Origin of the sequence: Bacillus sp. FSL E2-8900, assembly GCF_037966225.1 — a bacterium.
In the GTDB taxonomy this organism is placed as follows: domain Bacteria; phylum Bacillota; class Bacilli; order Bacillales; family Bacillaceae_G; genus Bacillus_A; species Bacillus_A cereus.
In genome coordinates this window covers 2,993,689-3,009,534 of the sequence record NZ_CP150193.1, presented here as the reverse complement: position 1 = coordinate 3,009,534, position 15,846 = coordinate 2,993,689, and the positions used below count along the sequence as shown (strand labels likewise).

Sequence of the window (15,846 nt, the reverse complement as noted above, 5' to 3'; positions counted from 1 at the left end):
GATGATAGTTGTTAACTGATTTCTCACATTTCAAAAAAACTACTTTTTTGTTTGCTTGTCCACACCATTTCACCTCTTTGTGAATTTTATAGTATTAAAGGAGGTGAAAAGAATGAATGAAGATATTATTTCAATTGGAGCAAATTGTATAGTGAGAATTAGAAACAGATTCTTTCTTCTAGTAGAAATTGAAGTGGAATTTGGAAATGTAGCCATAGAGGAATTTGTTTTTATTCGAATATCTGAGCAAGAAGCTAGAACATTGTTAGCAGGGGGTATTCAACGTTGTACTATTTCCAATTGTATTCCTAGGTCTCATGATGATTTAGAAGTAGAATTCATTTGTGTTTTAATCGTAGGTGGGGAAGCATTTGCGGTTTTTGATGTAGAAGACGATGTTGATGAAGCTGTACTTGTTCCAATTTCATTAAGAGAAGCCGAGCGTTTAATCTGTAGAGGAGCAAGACGATGTACAGTTATTAATAGATAAGAGTAAGCCTTTTGGGTACTAAAGAGGTTTCATTTTGTGTGGCTTCTTGTAAGAATGATTATGTAAATATGAATATCCTCCAGAGTACTTAACTGGAGGATATTTTTTAGACTTCTAGATGTATTAACTACTGATAATGAGACGTTATATTAATTAGGTTTGGATATTGTATACATCGTCTTTTCTTCAACTAAGAGTGCAGATTCATACAGTAAAAATTACTTTTTTAACTATAAAATAAGAAGAAATGAACCTATATTACTACTGATAGAGCTATGTTATAATGAAAATAAGGGTTTTATCCTTATTTTCATTATATAGGAGAGTGTTGAACATGATTATCAAGTTCATTCGTTTACGTTAATTTTAAACACAATTCGTTATGCCCGACTATTTTTTTCGAAATGTGTGGGTTTATTTGGTTGTGTCTTTTTTTATTAACTAAATACGAATGAAATGAGGAGTTAATCATGACTGAAAAGATTATTAAAATTAATAAAATTGATATATGTACAGAGAGCTTTGGCAATTCAGCAGATCCAGCAGTCTTACTAATTATGGGAGCCATGTGTTCAATGGTTTATTGGGATGAGGAATTTTGTCAACAATTAGCTGATACGGGCCGATATGTTATTCGTTATGATAATAGAGATGTCGGACGGTCAACTACTTATGAACCGGGGAGTTCCCACTATACTGTGGTAGATATGGCTGATGATGCGATTGGGGTACTCGATGCATATCATATTGACGAAGCACATATTGTTGGAATGTCATTGGGTGGAATGATTGCTCAAATTGTAGCCTTAAGGAACCCTGAGAGAGTTATAAGTATAACTTTGATTGCATCAGGTATTTTTGGTTCTGAAGATAACGACCGAAATTTGCCTCCGATCGATGAAAAGATACTCGCTTACCATACTAATGCGGCCAAACTAAATTGGTCGGATGAAGAATCTGTTGCAAATTACTTGGTTGCAGGATCAGCATTACTTTGTGGTTCAAAGCATAAATTCGATAAGAAGAGGGCTTATAAGCAGGTAGAAAACGAAATAAAACGGGCAAATAATCTACTCAGTATGTTTAATCATTCCCTTCTTAAAGGTGAGGATTCTTATGAGGGGAGATTAAAAGAAATCAATATACCTACTTTGGTTATCCATGGTACAGAAGATACAGTGCTTTCATACGAGCATGGTCTTGCTCTTGTTAATGAAATACCGCATGCTGTGTTACTACCCTTAGAAGGATCGGGTCACGAGATTCACTGTGACGATTGGAATCATATAATCAACGCTATTTTGAATCATACTTCAGTCCTGTAATCATTATAGAAATCGTATAAAACAAAAAATATTTGGAAAAAGGGTTACAATCGAATCTGTAACCCTTTTTTTCTATTAAAAATCAATTTTAGAACTGTTACTCATTTAAAGAATAGTAATACGCTTAGTTATTGGTATTTACTTCCAATGATGAAAATTATGTAAATAAGCTGTTCACTGGATTCCCATAGAAAACTGTGGTGAGATGAGATTTTTGATTTTGAAGTACTTCAAAATCTTAGCTAGATGGCTATGTAGCGGTACCCAAATTAAAAATGCAGGAACATATCAAATATGTTCCTGCATTTAATTTTATTAAGTTTAATATCTATGACCTAAATATAATAGAATTTGGAGCTTCTTTTTATTTTAAATAAATTGGGTAATTAGATTATAACTTCAATATTTGTGATTGAATATAATAATAATATAATGGAGGTGATGTTATATGGCTCTTACTACAGGACCAATTGAAAACGTAGGAAATCAACCTGCTAATGCAAATAAAGTTAGGGTGAAGATCCTTAACCGTACTGCGGGCCCACTTACTGGAGTAGCTAGAGTTTTTAGACTTGACGGTTCATTAGTATTAATTGAACAGGTAAACTTCAATGTGAATTCTAATGCTTCTACTTTTGCAACTCTAAGCTTAGTTCATCCTGCTCTTGGACAAGCATTTGAATATGAAGTTCAAATTGTTCCTAATCAACCTGGTGGACTATATAGTGTTTATGGACTAACAGCTGAAAATGTTATTATTACTGCACAACGTGTTGTGAACTCAGAATTGACACAGTTTCTTTAATTAAAATAGATTGGTGCCTACATGGTATCCAATCTATTTTTGTACGTATTATTCAGAGAAAGAATGGTTTTACACAAAAATAAAGATAGTTATGGAAAAGGGAAAAGTCGAGCTATCATCTTAATTTTTATTATTTCTGTCTTAGACCGTATCTGTTTTGTGGCACGGTTTTCTTTGAATGCATTTTATTCAAACTGTTTTTTAAAGTATTTATCAAATATGCATTATTGCATAAATAAATTTAAATTTATAAGTTAATATTAAACTACTTTTTAGTTGTAAAGAATATGTTAATAATCTTTATAAGAAAAGGATATTCCTTGTAAAAAGTGAAATTGTTTGGAATGTGAATAAACAAAAAGTTTAGAAGTGATACAGACTGGATAGAGTCTTGTATTAAATAAACAGAAAAGGGGTATGGGTTTCTAAAAGGTTTCGGGGGTTAGAAAGCACTTTTTAGTTAATAGCTTTAAATTATATTTTAAAGGGGAATGGGTATATGAAGTTTCGAAATACAAAGATTGCTATGGTTACACTGTCTTCATTTTTTATTTTAGGTTCTGCATCTCTATCATTCACAGATACTATACACGGTGAAGTAGCTTCTGCATCAGCACAAGAGATTATTGTGAAAAATTATGATGATACATATTATAATAACGCAATAGGAAAAACGGGGTTAGAATTAAAGAAGGAACTGCATAATATTATTGATAATCATACAAAGTTATCATACAGTGCGGTTTGGGAAGCGTTAAGAGATACTGATGAAGATCCAAATAATAAAAATAATGTGATACTCTTATATACTGGTCGTTCGCAAGGGAAACTTACGAATGGATCAGGAGTAAATAACTGGAACCGAGAGCATGTTTGGGCAAAATCTCACGGTGACTTTGGAACGACTGCAGGACCTGGAACAGATCTACATCATTTAAGAGCGACGGATGTATCTGTAAATAGTTCACGTGGAAATCTAGATTTTGATAATGGTGGTGTGAATCATTCTGAAGCGACAGAATGTAAATATGATAGTGATTCTTGGGAACCTCGTGATAGTGTAAAGGGAGATATTGCTAGAATGCTGTTTTATATGGCTGTTCGTTACGAGGGAGACAACGGCGAAATAGATTTAGAACTAAATGAAAAAGTGAATAACAATAAAGATCCATACATGGGGAAACTATCTGTCTTATTAAAATGGAATGAACAAGACCCGGTCGATGATTTAGAGCGAAAGCGTAATGAAGTGATTTTTACAAAATATCAACATAACCGCAATCCTTTTATTGATCATCCAGAATGGGTAAATAAAATCTGGAACTAAGATTTTTAAAGGTATTATATTTTGATAAAAGGGATTGATCATTATGATCAATCCCTTCTTATATTTTTACTAGAATAAATGATTTTTATAGGACTAGTGAGGGAAATAGAATAGATATTTATATGGAACGATAGTACTTATTTATCTAGTTAAGTATTTAGTAAGGTCCCCACTCAATATTCACCCCAACAATAAGAAAAACAAGTCCAATGATAAACCAAATGAGTGCAAGTGGAGCCATGAAACGAATCCATTTTCCATAAGAAATCCCGCTTGCTGCGAGAACGCCCATTAAAACACCGGAAGTTGGATTTAAGCAGTTTACTACACCTTCTCCGAGCATAACAGCTTGTACTGTAACTTGGCGTGTAATGTGCATAAAATCAGCTAATGGAGCTAATATCGGAATAAAAATAACCGATTCTCCTGTCCCGGATGAAATAAGGAAATGTAATGCAGCACTACTTACGTACATACCGATAACGCCAAATACAGGGCTTTGTCCTTCAAGAGACTGTGCGAGCTGGTTAACGATAGTATCAAGTAATTTGCCTTGTTCTAAAATGACTGAAATACAGCGAGCCATTCCGACAATTAAAGCACCATAGATAAGGTTTTGGCAGCCAGTTAGAAAAGTAGAAGCGATATCGTTTGCTTTCATGCCACCTATTATTCCGGCTGTAATTGCTATGAAAATAAAAGTAGCGGTCATTTCTGCGTCCGTCCAATGCAGACGAAAAGCGCCTATTAAAAATGCAATTAATGATAAAGCTGAAACGAGTAAAATTAATTTATGACGTATCGTCCAAGGAACTTCCTTTTTCTCTGCTTCTTTTTCGCTTGAAAGAGCGTTACTTGGAAACCAGTTGTCGCCAAGGATGCTTCCTTTATTCGATTTTTTCAAGCGCTTTACATACCAATTTATATATAGAATGGTAGCAAGTAAAAAAGATATATAAATTGCTGTGCGTAAACCAATTCCCGAAAACATCGGAAGTTCTGCGATCTTTTGTGAAATGCCTAAAGGTGAGGGAGATAAAATAGTAGCATTAAAACCAGCATAAGTACCTAAATAAATAATTGCTACACCGACGATAGCGTCCCATTTTAACGTGCGTGCAACGATGATGCCGATGGGGATAAAACCGATAACTGAGTTAACGATAATACCAGTCGTTCCAAGAATAGAAAAAAGCGCAGCAACTATACAAATGAAAAGTAATTGCTGATTACGAAATTTGTTAATAACATGATAGATTAAACCGTCAAGAGCACCTGTTTTTTCAAGAATTGCAATGGCTCCACCTGTAAATAAAATTAGAAAGATAATAGGAGCAGCAAGTGTCATTCCTTTTTCAATAGCGGTAAAAAAAGAAACAAATCCTACGGGTGATTGCGGAACAGAATGGTAGCTACCTGGTATTGTCGTTGTAACGGTCCCGTTTGTAACCCTTTTAAATTCTCCAGCAGGAACGAAGTACGTAGCAATGGCGCAAAGTAAGGCAATAAAAAATAGTAGTACGTACGCATCAGGCATTTTAAACTTTGGTTTACTAGGTTGTTTTTTTGCCTCAGTTTGTATTTGCATAAAATCCCTCCTTCTTTACTTGGTTAATTTTTAATATTCTGAATTTAATCTGTGAAATAGATTATAATAAAGGTAGCTTCTTAAGGCAATAGTTTTTGTATCCTTTCCCGTACATACAAATTATTGCAATATTAGACAGGGAAACGATAATAAGCCAAGAATATGTTATGTAGAAAGAAAAAGGAAAAGAGGGAACAAGATGTGGAAAACTACTGATCTATGTGATGAATTTGAAAAGGAATTACAAATATGTCGCCAGTCTTTTCGGTCTTTTGGGAAGAAAGAACAATTCCACGGGAAAATTGCAACTGTAAAAGTGAAAGATGATAATGTACTAGTGAAGGAAGGATTGCAAACATTACCAGAAGGAACAGTATTAGTTGTTGATGGCGGAGCGTCTACGAATTGTGCGTTACTCGGTGATAATTTGGCAGCTATTGCGGAAGAAAGAAAGCTAGCAGGAATTATTGTGAATGGGTATGTTCGTGATTCTAGTGAACTAAAGAATATTAATATTGGTATTTTAGCGTTAGGAACGATGCCAAATAGAAGTGTGAAAGAAGGAAAAGGAGAACGAAATATTTCATTGCACTTTGGACAAGTAGAATGGAATCCAAATGAATATGTCTATGCGGATGAAGATGGCGTCATTATTAGTGAAAAGAGTTTACATCGTTAAGAGTTAATAAGTTATTATTCTTAGAAAATAAATCCGATAAAGCATGGACAAAATTCTTTGTCAATAGTAAAATAATACAGAAATTTAAAATTTACAGAATGTATAGGTTTATCGTTTTACGATAACTTAAATGGGAGTAAGTTGTGCCAAGAAAAGTGAATGTTATCACAATGATACGTTCATAAACAAAATTATTTTTCCTATACAAATATAGCCGCGAATGATGCGGGTAGGAGGTGTTGTACATTTTTGTTCGACACTTACAAAAAGAGAGTGTCAATCGCACGCCCTTGAAGGGCCTTTTTTTGTGTAAATGGTAGTAAGGGAGGAAATTTTGGGATGGCAATGTTGAAAAAATGGCTGCTTACGTCGTTAATGGCAGTGACACTTGTATTTGTTTCTTTTGCGAATACAGTACATATTACGTTTGCTGAAGGAAATACAGCAAAACTTGCAATTATTGGGGAATCACAAAAAGGCATTATGTTATGTCCGAAAGAAGAGCAAATTAAAGATGGGGAAACAGCTTTAAGTTTGCTGCAAAAGGTCATGGGGGACAAAGTAGAATCTGAAACGATGTCGTTTGGAACATATGTAAAAGGCATCGATGGTTTAATGGCCGGGGCTACAAGTGCTTGGCTGTATGATGTAAATGATCAGTCTGCAGAAGTCGGAGCAGATAGTTATAAATTAAAATCTGGAGACGTTGTTGTCTTTCGTTTTGTTTCAGACTGGAGCAATATAAGCCAGGAAACATTGAAAGAAACGTTAGATAAGTTCGGAACGTGTAAAACAGAAGAACCTGACGGCGGCAAACCAGAAGAACCAAAATCAGAAGGTCAAGATGATAAAACGCCAGATGGGAAAAACCAAGGTGACCAAGACGGTAAAACGCCAGATGGGAAAAACCAAGGTGATCAAGATGGTAAAACGCCAGATGGGAAAAACCAAGGTGACCAAGACGGTAAAACGCTAGATGGGGAAAACCAAGGTGACCAAGATAGTAAAAAACCAGAACAACCAAAGCAAGAGAATGTTCAAATTCCAGCGAAGCAATTAGAGGAAGCAATCTCAAAAACATCTGAAAAAATGTTACAAGATGGAATTGAAAGTGACTGGGTAGCTGTAGCGCTTTCTCGTTCTGGAAAGAATGTGCCAATTGAGGCAAAATTAAATTATGTTAAGTCAGTAACTGAAAAAGTAGAAAAGCGCATTAATCGTTTTTCAGCGACAGATTTAGCTAGAACAATTATTATGATGAATGCAATGAGTGCAGACCCTAAAAATGTAGGTGGACATAATTTAGTTCAAAAATTGTATGAGTCAGATAAAGTGAATTCTGTTACAGGTTATGCATTTGCTTTACTTGCATTTGATACGAAGAAGTATGAGATTCCAGTTGAATCAAAATGGAACAGAGTTGCTCTAGTGGAAGCACTGTTAAATAATCAGCATACAGACGGTGGATGGACTTATAATAGTTCAGGTAGTAAAGATAGTGCTAGTAGCGTTGATGTAACAGGTATGGTTTTATCAGCATTAGCTCCTTATCAAGAGTGATCAGATGTGAAACCAGCTATACAAAAGCTGTTACGTATTTATATAACGAACAGCTGCAAAATGGTGGTTTTTCAGCTGATGGACAAGAAAATTCAAATAGTACTGCGCAAGCAATTATTGGATTATCGCTTGTTAAAGATGTAGATCAAAATCGTCTTCATAAGGCAATGCAAAACCTATTATCATATCAACTTTCAAATGGTGAATTTAAATGGTTACCAAGTGATCAAAATGGTAACGGAATGGCTACAGAACAGGCTCTTTTAGCATTACTTCAATTTAAGGAAATGGGAAAATCTATTTATGATTGGTCTAATGTAGACGCTGGTAATGTAATTAAGCCAAAACCGATTGAAGAGCCAGAAAAGGTCGTTGAACCAGAAAATAATGTAGTAGAAAAAGAAGTTACTGAAGAACCGAAAGAACAAAAACAAGTACAACAAGAAACAAAAGATGAAAATCTAAAAGTAGTTGTAGATAACGAACCGGTTAAGAATAAAAAAATCGGAAACGGTAACAGTCTACCAAAAACAGGAGCATCTTCTCATGGTGCAGCAACAGAAGTAGGTATGGGTGTATTATGTATTGCTTCTGCATATGTATTATGGAGACGTAAAGCAGCTTAACAAAAAATTAGGAGCAATTATTTGCTCCTAATTTTCGTATGAAAGGTGAGAGATAGGATGAGTAAGGTGAAATGGTTCATTTCTTTACTGCTTTCGCTCGGGCTACTTGCCGGATGTGAAGAGGCAGCTGTAAAGCCTGAGAAGAAGGTAGAACCGAAGCAAGAAGAGGTAGCGAAACAAGAAGAACAAAAAGATGAAGTGAAGCCGGAAGAAAAAACAGAAGAAAAGCAAGCTGAATCAGAGCAAAAGCAGCAAGAAGAACAGAAAGAGAAACAAGAACAAAAAGTAGAAGAGAAGCCGAAAGAGGAAAAGCCGCAGGCACAACCAGAGGTAAAGAAAGAAGAGAAACAACAGGAACAACCGAAAGAACAGCCGGCTGTAAATAAGCAACCAGAGCAGCAACAAGCACAAGAAGAGAAACAACAACCGAAAGCACCAGAAGTAAAAGAAGAAGCAAAGGTTGTGAATCAGCCGAAAGAAACACCGAAGCAGGAGCAAAAAGAAGATCCGAATAAAGCGGAGAAAACGATACCGACTCCGACCGTTCCAAATTCTGAACAACGAAAACCAGATCCGGTTCCACCGCCTAAACCACAAGCAAAACAAGTAACAATCTCGGTAAAAGGAAATAACGGATATATAATGGGTGCGAAAAAGATGGATGTACAAGAAGGCGATACAGTGTATAAAGTATTGCAACGTACAGGATTAGATGTTGATGCAAGCGGATCTAGAGATAGTATTTATGTAAAAGGTATTAATGATTTATATGAAAAAGATATTTCGGATACTAGTGGTTGGAAATATCGTGTGAACGGTGCTTTTCCAAACCATAGTGCTGGTGTAGTTACGGTAAAACCAGGAGATACAATTGAGTGGGTATACGTATTACAATAAGAAAGGCATTCGGTAAAGGGCTATGAAAATAAGTTTTTCTTCTTTACATCCTTTTGTGAATTTTTTCTATTATATCGGGGTGATGATACTATGTACGATGTGTCTTCATCCTCTTTTTTTAATTGGAGCAATAGTATTAATTATTATGTTAAATGTGATGCAAGGAAATAGCGAAAAGATAAGAAAGATGCTACCGAGCACAATTGTTTTCTTTTTTATGGTAATTTTATTTAATTCGTTATTAACGCATAGAGGTCGAACTACGTTATTTTGGTTAGGTGATAGCCGTATTAAGCTTGAGGCGATTATGTTTGGAATAGTAATGGGGTTATTACTAGTTGCAGTTATGTTTACGTTTGCGTCATACAATGATATTATTTCCAGTCATAAATTTTTATATTTGTTTTCAAGAATTTCACCGAAAGTTGCATTGTTAACGATGATTACAGTGAGATTTGTTCCTTTGTTTATAAGACGATTAAAGAAAATCACACTCGTCCAAAAAACGAAAGGTGTGCAGGTAGATTCAGGTTCGATAATTGAACGCGTCAAAAATGGTATGCAATTGCTGCAAGTATTATTAATTTGTTCATTAGAAGATGCACTGCAAACGGCAGATTCTATGCAAGCTCGTGGATTTGGTGTAACGAAGCGTACGACGTATATTCGCTATAGAATGGAGAGGCGTGATTGGTATACGCTCAGTTATTTAATCATTTTATTTATAGCTGCTATTGTATGTAGTAATTATGGCGGAGGGAAATTGATTATTTATCCGAAAGTCGAATCTATTTTATTCCAGCAATACGATGGAATGATGTTTGTATTATTTACACTGTTTATTAGTTTACCAATTATGATGGAAGGGAGAGAATGGATATGGTGGCGCATGCAGAAATAAACAATTTATCATTTGTATATGCTGATGAAAACGAATACGCGTTACAGCATATTTCTCTTTCTGTTCAAAAAGGTGAGTTTATTGCACTTGCTGGAGGATCGGGATCTGGGAAGACGACGTTATTAAAACATTTTAAAAAGGAGTTACTTCCAATTGGTACGCGTTCTGGAGAGATATTTTATGAGGGTGTTTTAATAGAGGAAGTAGCTGATTTGTTATCTGCCCAAGAAATTGGGATGGTATTTCAAAACCCAGAAAACCAGATCGTTATGGATACAGTGATTCAAGAATTAGCATTTTCTTTAGAAAATATCGGATTACCATCACATATTATTCAAAAAAGAATAGCAGAGCTTATTAGCTTTTTAGGATTTCAAGATTTATTGCATCAATCTGTTCATACGTTATCTGGTGGGCAGAAGCAGCTTGTCAATTTAGCTGCGGTATTAGTTATGCAGCCGAAATTGCTATTATTAGATGAACCGACAGCGCAGTTAGATCCAATCGCTGCAAAAGAGTTTTTAGGATTATTAAAACGGATTAATGAAGAACTTGGAATTACGATTATTTTAAGTGAACATCGTTTAGATGAAGTTATCCCGCTTGCAACACGCGTTGTTTGTATGGATAATGGCCGTATTATGTATGATGGTAGTCCTAAAATTGTTATTACGGATATGTGGGGAGTAGAAACATTCCGTCCATTTATTCCGCAAATTCCAAGGCTATTTTTAGAGTGGAATGTGAGAGATATTCCGTTTACAGTGCGAGAGGCGCAAATGAAAATGAATGATTTTGCAGCGATATCATATGTAAATGACCCAATAGCACAAAGTGAAAAGCAAGAGGTAATTTTAAGCGCAGAGCATATTTCGTTCCAATATGAAAAAAATAGTCCGCTTATTTTACGTGATTTATCAGTTTCGATTGAAAAAGGAAAATGGGTAGCGCTCGTTGGGAAGAACGGTACAGGTAAGTCTACACTGTTAACGATTTTAGCAGGATTACAAAAAGCGAGAAGAGGAAAAGTAAAGTGGAACGGAAAAGTGATACATAAAATCGATTCGAAAGAACGGTTTAAAAGTATTGGGTATGTATCGCAGCATCCGTATTACCATTTTACATTTGATACAGTATGGGACGAGGTTTATGAACGTGCGCGTGAATTATATGGAGAACAAGGAAAAGAAATAGCAGAAGATACGCTAAAACAGTTTTGGTTGTATTCGCTTAAAGAACGCCATCCGCACGATTGTAGCGGAGGAGAGCAACAATTACTTGCGTTATGTACGACGTTGTTATCAAAGCCGACTTTATTATTACTGGATGAACCGACAAAGGGATTAGATCCATGGAAGAAAGAAAGAGTAGGAGAGCTATTTAGGAAGCTACAAAAAGAAGGTACAACAATTGTAATGGCAACGCATGATATTGAGTTTGCAGCGAAATACGTGGATCAATGTATGATGTTATTTGATGGAACAGTCATTATGAATGATGCACCGAAAGAATTTTTTAGCGGCAACTTCTTTTATACAACATCTATTAATCGATTCATTCGAAAAGAATTGCCATATGCATTAACGTGGGAGGATGTGTACGAAGCTTGTCCAAACGATATGTTGCATTCATAATATGTATCTTTGCAGTAATAATCGGCACATTACTCTTTACGACACTTGTCATGGACGGTTATTACATGTTAAGTAGTTTGTTTATATTAGCGGTTATTATGTTACCTTTCTATATCCGTTTTGAAAGAAAGGCGTTTGTTTCACGTGAAATTGTTCTCGTTGCTGTATTAGCGGCAATTGCAGCAGTAAGCCGGGTACCATTTTCTATTTTACCAAGTGTACAACCAACTTCTTTTGTCATTATCGTTTCTGCAATTGTATTTGGAAGTGAAACTGGTTTTATGATTGGTGCTACAGCAGCAATCGTATCTAATATTTTTTTGGGACAAGGTCCATGGACACCGTGGCAAATGTTTTCGTGGGGCATGATTGGTTTTATAGCAGGTTTACTTCGTAATACATTTTTTATGAAAAAGCTATGGGGGAGACTTCTTTACGGAGTAATTGTTGGCTTTTTATTTGGCTGGATTATGAATTTCTGGGGCCTTCTCGGTTTTATACGAGAAGCAACATGGGAAACTGTCATTTCGTATTATATCGCAAGTTTTTACTTTGATTTGAGCCATGCGATTTCGAATGTTATTTTCTTATTACTATTTAGTACTTCATGGATTACGATTCTTACAAGATTTAAAAAGAAATACGGTATATTAGATGAGCATAACGTGACATAGAAAAGCATACTCATATAAGGTAGGGTCGCGACTTACATATTCGTTTGCCTCTTTCATGCTTCTTACATAATGTAAGGAGCATTTTTTTGTCAAAAAATCGATTCAATATGCATCCGCTATTATATAAAATTATTTGTATAATTGTAGGTGAGAACTTTTTTCAAAAGGGAGGTGTATAGTTAATGAAGTTAGTTATTCCGAAGCAACATGGTGCATGGGCTATGCTTGTTATTCCTTTTTTATTAAGTGTCATACTTGGGAAACCTACTATTTATCATATTCCATTGTTTTTAGCGTGGTTCTTTATCTATTTAGCCACGTATCCATTTCTTACGTACATAAAGCAAAGACGAAAAAAAGAGTTTTTACAAGCTGCCATTGTTTATTTTATTATTGCGTTCCTATTTGGGACGATTTCTTTATTATATGAGTGGCGAATTCTTTTATTCGTAATAGTAATGATTCCATTATTTATAGTGAATATGTATTACGCTCGTCAAAAAAATGAAAGAGCACTATTAAATGATATTTGTGCGATTATTGTGTTTTGTATCGGTGGGTTAATTAGTTATTACTTTTCAATGAAGCAAATCGATCATACAGCTATATTTATTGCACTTATTTCATTTTTATACTTTTTAGGTAGTACGTTCTATGTGAAAACGATGATTCGTGAAAAAAATAATCCGAAGTATCGTCTTATATCTTGGGGATATCATATCGTATTAACGATAATTGTATTTGCGATTAATCCGTGGTGTTCTCTTATTTTTATACCAAGTGTCATTCGAGCAATTGTGTTGTATGGCAAAAAAATTTCTATTATAAAAGTAGGAATTTTAGAAATTGCTAATTCTGTATATTTTTTAATCATAACGGCAATAATTATGAAGTATGCCATTTGAAAAAACTTCCCATCAATTGATGGGAAGTTTTTAATCTTTTTCTAAAATGTGAACGGTGTACTCGCAACGTTGAATAGCTTGTTCAACAGCATAAAGTGATTGTTCAATACGAGCGCGATTAAAATCTTTTTCAACTGTTTCGAGCGCTTCTTCTAAACAATTTTTAGCTTCTTGTAATGATTGAAAAGAATCTTGTACATATCCGCGAGCATTTTGATGCATTTCATAATCCTCCTTGCATGTTCGTATATGGGTAGTATGAACAGTAAGGAAGAAAATATAATTTGTTATATTTATTATATTTGTTATATTTGTTTGACAATTAAAGTGGAATTACGTATAGTAAGAATTAAGTGAATATTTTCTTATCCAGAGAGGTGGAGGGACTGGCCCGATGAAACCCAGCAACCGCGATGCAGGTGCTAATTCCAGCAGAACATATTTGTTCTGGGAGATAAGACGAAGATATATACGTAACTTCTTCTTATCGGAGAGGTTTTTTTATTGCAAAAAAACCGATTACGAAAATTTATATTAAGAAGAAAGGGGTTGCGCATTACTGTGACACTCGAAAAATACGTAAAACTGCGTAGTACAGTTTATGAATATATGATAGAGCAAGATAAGCCGATATCATTGTTAGATATTCAAGAACATATCGTTTCGCATCATGAAGGAAAATTCACGAAAAAGATGTTGCATCAATTTTATTTATCAAGATTATTAGACGAACTAAAACTGGATGGGAAAATTACATTAGCTGATGAATATCTCTATGCTGAAAAAGGGGTATTGTATAAGGCGAGAAAAGGGAGCTAAGCTCTCTTTTTTCTTAAAATAACGGAGTATGTAGAGTAAAAGACTGCTAAAGCAGCCTGATACAGGGAATGGTGTTGAGTGTGTAGTGTCAAAAATTGAATGTGCCTGAAAGAGGCAATTCATATCGGCTGCAAATGAAAAGAGACACCTTCGCCGAATAGGTGTCAGTCGTTTTGTCACGTAGACTTGCTACTTAACAGTAATTAGAATAACATGCAGGATTTTTGAAGTCAAAAGGGAATTAAAGGAAGGGGTACAATTATGTACGCTTACTTATTAAAAGATATAACGAAATGGATCCCAAAGTACATTGTAGATAAGGGATATGAATATTATGAAGATGGGCATGTAGAAGATGTTGAAATACAAGATAAAAAAGTGTTTGCTTTCGTTACTGGAAATGCAGGGAATTATGAAGTAGTTATCGATCTCGAAGATTTTTCAGAAAGTAACTGTGAGTGTCCCTATGAAAATTATTGTAAACATATGGCGGCAGTTGTTTATGATATGCAAGGTGCTGGTGAGAGTGCAGTTAAAGAGAAACTGAAAGATTTAGAAAAAGAAGAGTTACTTATATTATTAAATCGATTGTTGCAAAGTTCGAAAAACGTACAAATTGTAGAGAAGTTATTAAAGAAGGGGAAACTTTAACGTATAGAGGGAGTTGTTTTGTAGTGAACGTACTAATTATATATGCCCATCCTAACCCTTCAAGTTTTAACGCGGCAATTTTCAATCATGTGCAAAAAGGACTACAGGAAACAAATCATTCAGTTACCGTACTTGATTTATACAAAGAACAATTTGATCCAGTCCTCGTATTTAATGAAGAGAAGAAAAGACGCGATTTAGTAAATGAAGAGGAAACAGCTCGGTATAGAACGTTAGTAGAAGAAGCAGATACACTTTTATTCATCTATCCAATATGGTGGTGGGGGATGCCAGCAATTTTAAAAGGTTTTATTGATCGTATTTTCGTAGCTGGATTTGCTTATAAATATGAAGGGGCTCTGCCGAAAGGATTATTGCAAGGGAAAAAAGCGTGGGTTATTAATACGTTAGACTCGCCTCTATGGTACGTCGCATTGTTATATCGATCAGTAGATTGGATTATAATGAAGAGAGGTGTTTTACGTTTTTGTGGCATTCGCGATATAAAACGGTCAGTGTTTCAATCTGTGAAAACGAGTAAAGTATCAAAGCGTGAGAAATGGTTATTACAAATAGAAGAAAAGGCTCGTGCATTATGAATGAAGTCGATCGTATTATAAACTGTGTTCAGTATGATGGCGAACTTTTTCGGAAGTATGTTACATGTTTACTTCAATTGAAAAAATGTAGCGAAACATTTCAGCAAATTCAAATAGAGTTAAGAAATGATTATTTAATAAGAGGAATTTGTGAAAGAGAAGTTGATGAGGTAGTACGGGGAAGTAAAGAATATGAAATGCATTTTCTTCCTAAAGTATTACAGTGGAATTTTTTGAGGGGAAATCCACATCTAATTAAAAAAGTGTGCGAAGATTTTTTTGCATTTGAGTCATTACATCTTACGGAGTCAGAGTGGGAGAAGATTATAAATTGCGTGGGAAATAAGTGATTTATTATGTAAAAAA

General features: G+C 34.9%; 16 protein-coding genes, 1 pseudogene and 1 riboswitch. Of the genes and pseudogenes, 15 read left to right on the top strand and 2 right to left on the bottom strand.

What is annotated here, in order from left to right; genetic code table 11:
- Window positions 1–112 precede the first annotated feature (112 nt).
- From NST90_RS15385 to NST90_RS15370, 4 genes are all read left to right on the top strand, one after another.
- On the top strand, window positions 113–490 hold the full coding sequence (locus tag NST90_RS15385; protein WP_001001282.1) for a hypothetical protein: 378 nt from the start codon (window positions 113–115) through the stop codon (window positions 488–490).
- 470 nt (window positions 491–960) lie between these two features.
- The gene (locus NST90_RS15380; protein WP_025708764.1) at window positions 961–1,815 is read left to right on the top strand and encodes an alpha/beta hydrolase; all 855 of its coding nucleotides are present in this window, start codon (window positions 961–963) and stop codon (window positions 1,813–1,815) included.
- A 448-nt stretch (window positions 1,816–2,263) separates the two neighbouring features.
- Complete coding sequence (locus tag NST90_RS15375; protein ID WP_001229415.1) at window positions 2,264–2,620, top strand: hypothetical protein; 357 nt, start codon at window positions 2,264–2,266, stop codon at window positions 2,618–2,620.
- Window positions 2,621–3,119: 499 nt separating this feature from the next.
- Window positions 3,120–3,947: an endonuclease gene (locus NST90_RS15370; RefSeq protein ID WP_000672189.1), complete on the top strand. Its 828-nt coding sequence runs from the start codon at window positions 3,120–3,122 to the stop codon at window positions 3,945–3,947.
- A gap of 157 nt (window positions 3,948–4,104) precedes the next feature.
- Here the strand turns inward: NST90_RS15370 and NST90_RS15365 are convergent, their stop codons facing one another.
- A complete protein-coding gene (locus NST90_RS15365; protein ID WP_001166966.1) occupies window positions 4,105–5,535 on the bottom strand; it encodes an SLC13 family permease in 1,431 nt (476 codons plus the stop codon).
- Window positions 5,536–5,734: 199 nt separating this feature from the next.
- Here NST90_RS15365 and rraA point away from each other — a divergent pair, with 199 nt between their 5' ends.
- From rraA to NST90_RS15330, 7 genes and pseudogenes are all read left to right on the top strand, one after another.
- Window positions 5,735–6,214 (top strand): ribonuclease E activity regulator RraA, encoded by a 480-nt coding sequence (rraA, locus tag NST90_RS15360; protein WP_000266039.1) that lies wholly within the window; start codon window positions 5,735–5,737, stop codon window positions 6,212–6,214.
- A gap of 339 nt (window positions 6,215–6,553) precedes the next feature.
- Window positions 6,554–8,400 (top strand): annotated as a pseudogene (locus tag NST90_RS15355) (DUF4430 domain-containing protein).
- Between the two features lie 57 nt (window positions 8,401–8,457).
- Window positions 8,458–9,297 carry a DUF4430 domain-containing protein gene (locus NST90_RS15350; protein WP_000048898.1) on the top strand — a complete coding sequence of 280 codons (840 nt, stop codon included), beginning with the start codon at window positions 8,458–8,460 and terminating at the stop codon, window positions 9,295–9,297.
- A 22-nt stretch (window positions 9,298–9,319) separates the two neighbouring features.
- Entirely contained in the window at window positions 9,320–10,198 is an 879-nt protein-coding gene (locus tag NST90_RS15345) for an energy-coupling factor transporter transmembrane component T (RefSeq protein WP_002178524.1), read from the top strand.
- Window positions 10,171–11,832, top strand: coding sequence for an energy-coupling factor ABC transporter ATP-binding protein (locus NST90_RS15340; RefSeq protein ID WP_025708760.1), 1,662 nt, complete (start codon window positions 10,171–10,173; stop codon window positions 11,830–11,832). The genes NST90_RS15345 and NST90_RS15340 overlap by 28 nt, the downstream gene beginning before the upstream one ends.
- Window positions 11,805–12,506, top strand: coding sequence for an ECF transporter S component (locus NST90_RS15335; protein WP_000044901.1), 702 nt, complete (start codon window positions 11,805–11,807; stop codon window positions 12,504–12,506). The genes NST90_RS15340 and NST90_RS15335 overlap by 28 nt, the downstream gene beginning before the upstream one ends.
- Before the next feature lie 182 nt (window positions 12,507–12,688).
- A complete protein-coding gene (locus NST90_RS15330; protein ID WP_000779976.1) occupies window positions 12,689–13,411 on the top strand; it encodes a YwiC-like family protein in 723 nt (240 codons plus the stop codon).
- Window positions 13,412–13,441: 30 nt separating this feature from the next.
- Here the strand turns inward: NST90_RS15330 and NST90_RS15325 are convergent, their stop codons facing one another.
- Window positions 13,442–13,633, bottom strand: a complete 192-nt coding sequence (locus tag NST90_RS15325) for a hypothetical protein (protein WP_000554032.1) — start codon at window positions 13,631–13,633, stop codon at window positions 13,442–13,444.
- A gap of 140 nt (window positions 13,634–13,773) precedes the next feature.
- Window positions 13,774–13,872, top strand: a riboswitch (SAM riboswitch).
- A gap of 100 nt (window positions 13,873–13,972) precedes the next feature.
- On the opposite strand from NST90_RS15325, the gene NST90_RS15320 reads away from it, so the two are divergent.
- The 4 genes from NST90_RS15320 to NST90_RS15305 all read left to right on the top strand — a co-directional run bounded on the left by NST90_RS15320 (window position 13,973) and on the right by NST90_RS15305 (window position 15,830).
- Window positions 13,973–14,230, top strand: a complete 258-nt coding sequence (locus tag NST90_RS15320) for a hypothetical protein (RefSeq protein WP_000171476.1) — start codon at window positions 13,973–13,975, stop codon at window positions 14,228–14,230.
- A gap of 261 nt (window positions 14,231–14,491) precedes the next feature.
- Entirely contained in the window at window positions 14,492–14,881 is a 390-nt protein-coding gene (locus NST90_RS15315) for an SWIM zinc finger family protein (protein ID WP_000271527.1), read from the top strand.
- A 23-nt stretch (window positions 14,882–14,904) separates the two neighbouring features.
- Complete coding sequence (locus NST90_RS15310; protein WP_001101573.1) at window positions 14,905–15,480, top strand: NAD(P)H-dependent oxidoreductase; 576 nt, start codon at window positions 14,905–14,907, stop codon at window positions 15,478–15,480.
- Complete coding sequence (locus tag NST90_RS15305) at window positions 15,477–15,830, top strand: hypothetical protein (RefSeq protein ID WP_001006474.1); 354 nt, start codon at window positions 15,477–15,479, stop codon at window positions 15,828–15,830. Before NST90_RS15310 ends, NST90_RS15305 begins: the two co-directional genes overlap by 4 nt.
- Window positions 15,831–15,846: the final 16 nt, after the last annotated feature.

What these genes read in the sequence shown, in the direction of transcription:
- NST90_RS15385 (WP_001001282.1), top strand. Translation starts at nt 113, where the DNA reads ATGAATGAAGATATTATTTCAATTGGAGCAAATTGTATAGTGAGAATT.
- NST90_RS15380 (WP_025708764.1), top strand. Translation starts at nt 961, where the DNA reads ATGACTGAAAAGATTATTAAAATTAATAAAATTGATATATGTACAGAG.
- NST90_RS15375 (WP_001229415.1), top strand. Translation starts at nt 2,264, where the DNA reads ATGGCTCTTACTACAGGACCAATTGAAAACGTAGGAAATCAACCTGCT.
- NST90_RS15370 (WP_000672189.1), top strand. Translation starts at nt 3,120, where the DNA reads ATGAAGTTTCGAAATACAAAGATTGCTATGGTTACACTGTCTTCATTT.
- NST90_RS15365 (WP_001166966.1), bottom strand. Translation starts at nt 5,535, where the DNA reads ATGCAAATACAAACTGAGGCAAAAAAACAACCTAGTAAACCAAAGTTT.
- rraA (WP_000266039.1), top strand. Translation starts at nt 5,735, where the DNA reads ATGTGGAAAACTACTGATCTATGTGATGAATTTGAAAAGGAATTACAA.
- NST90_RS15350 (WP_000048898.1), top strand. Translation starts at nt 8,458, where the DNA reads ATGAGTAAGGTGAAATGGTTCATTTCTTTACTGCTTTCGCTCGGGCTA.
- NST90_RS15345 (WP_002178524.1), top strand. Translation starts at nt 9,320, where the DNA reads ATGAAAATAAGTTTTTCTTCTTTACATCCTTTTGTGAATTTTTTCTAT.
- NST90_RS15340 (WP_025708760.1), top strand. Translation starts at nt 10,171, where the DNA reads ATGGATATGGTGGCGCATGCAGAAATAAACAATTTATCATTTGTATAT.
- NST90_RS15330 (WP_000779976.1), top strand. Translation starts at nt 12,689, where the DNA reads ATGAAGTTAGTTATTCCGAAGCAACATGGTGCATGGGCTATGCTTGTT.
- NST90_RS15325 (WP_000554032.1), bottom strand. Translation starts at nt 13,633, where the DNA reads ATGCATCAAAATGCTCGCGGATATGTACAAGATTCTTTTCAATCATTA.
- NST90_RS15315 (WP_000271527.1), top strand. Translation starts at nt 14,492, where the DNA reads ATGTACGCTTACTTATTAAAAGATATAACGAAATGGATCCCAAAGTAC.
- NST90_RS15305 (WP_001006474.1), top strand. Translation starts at nt 15,477, where the DNA reads ATGAATGAAGTCGATCGTATTATAAACTGTGTTCAGTATGATGGCGAA.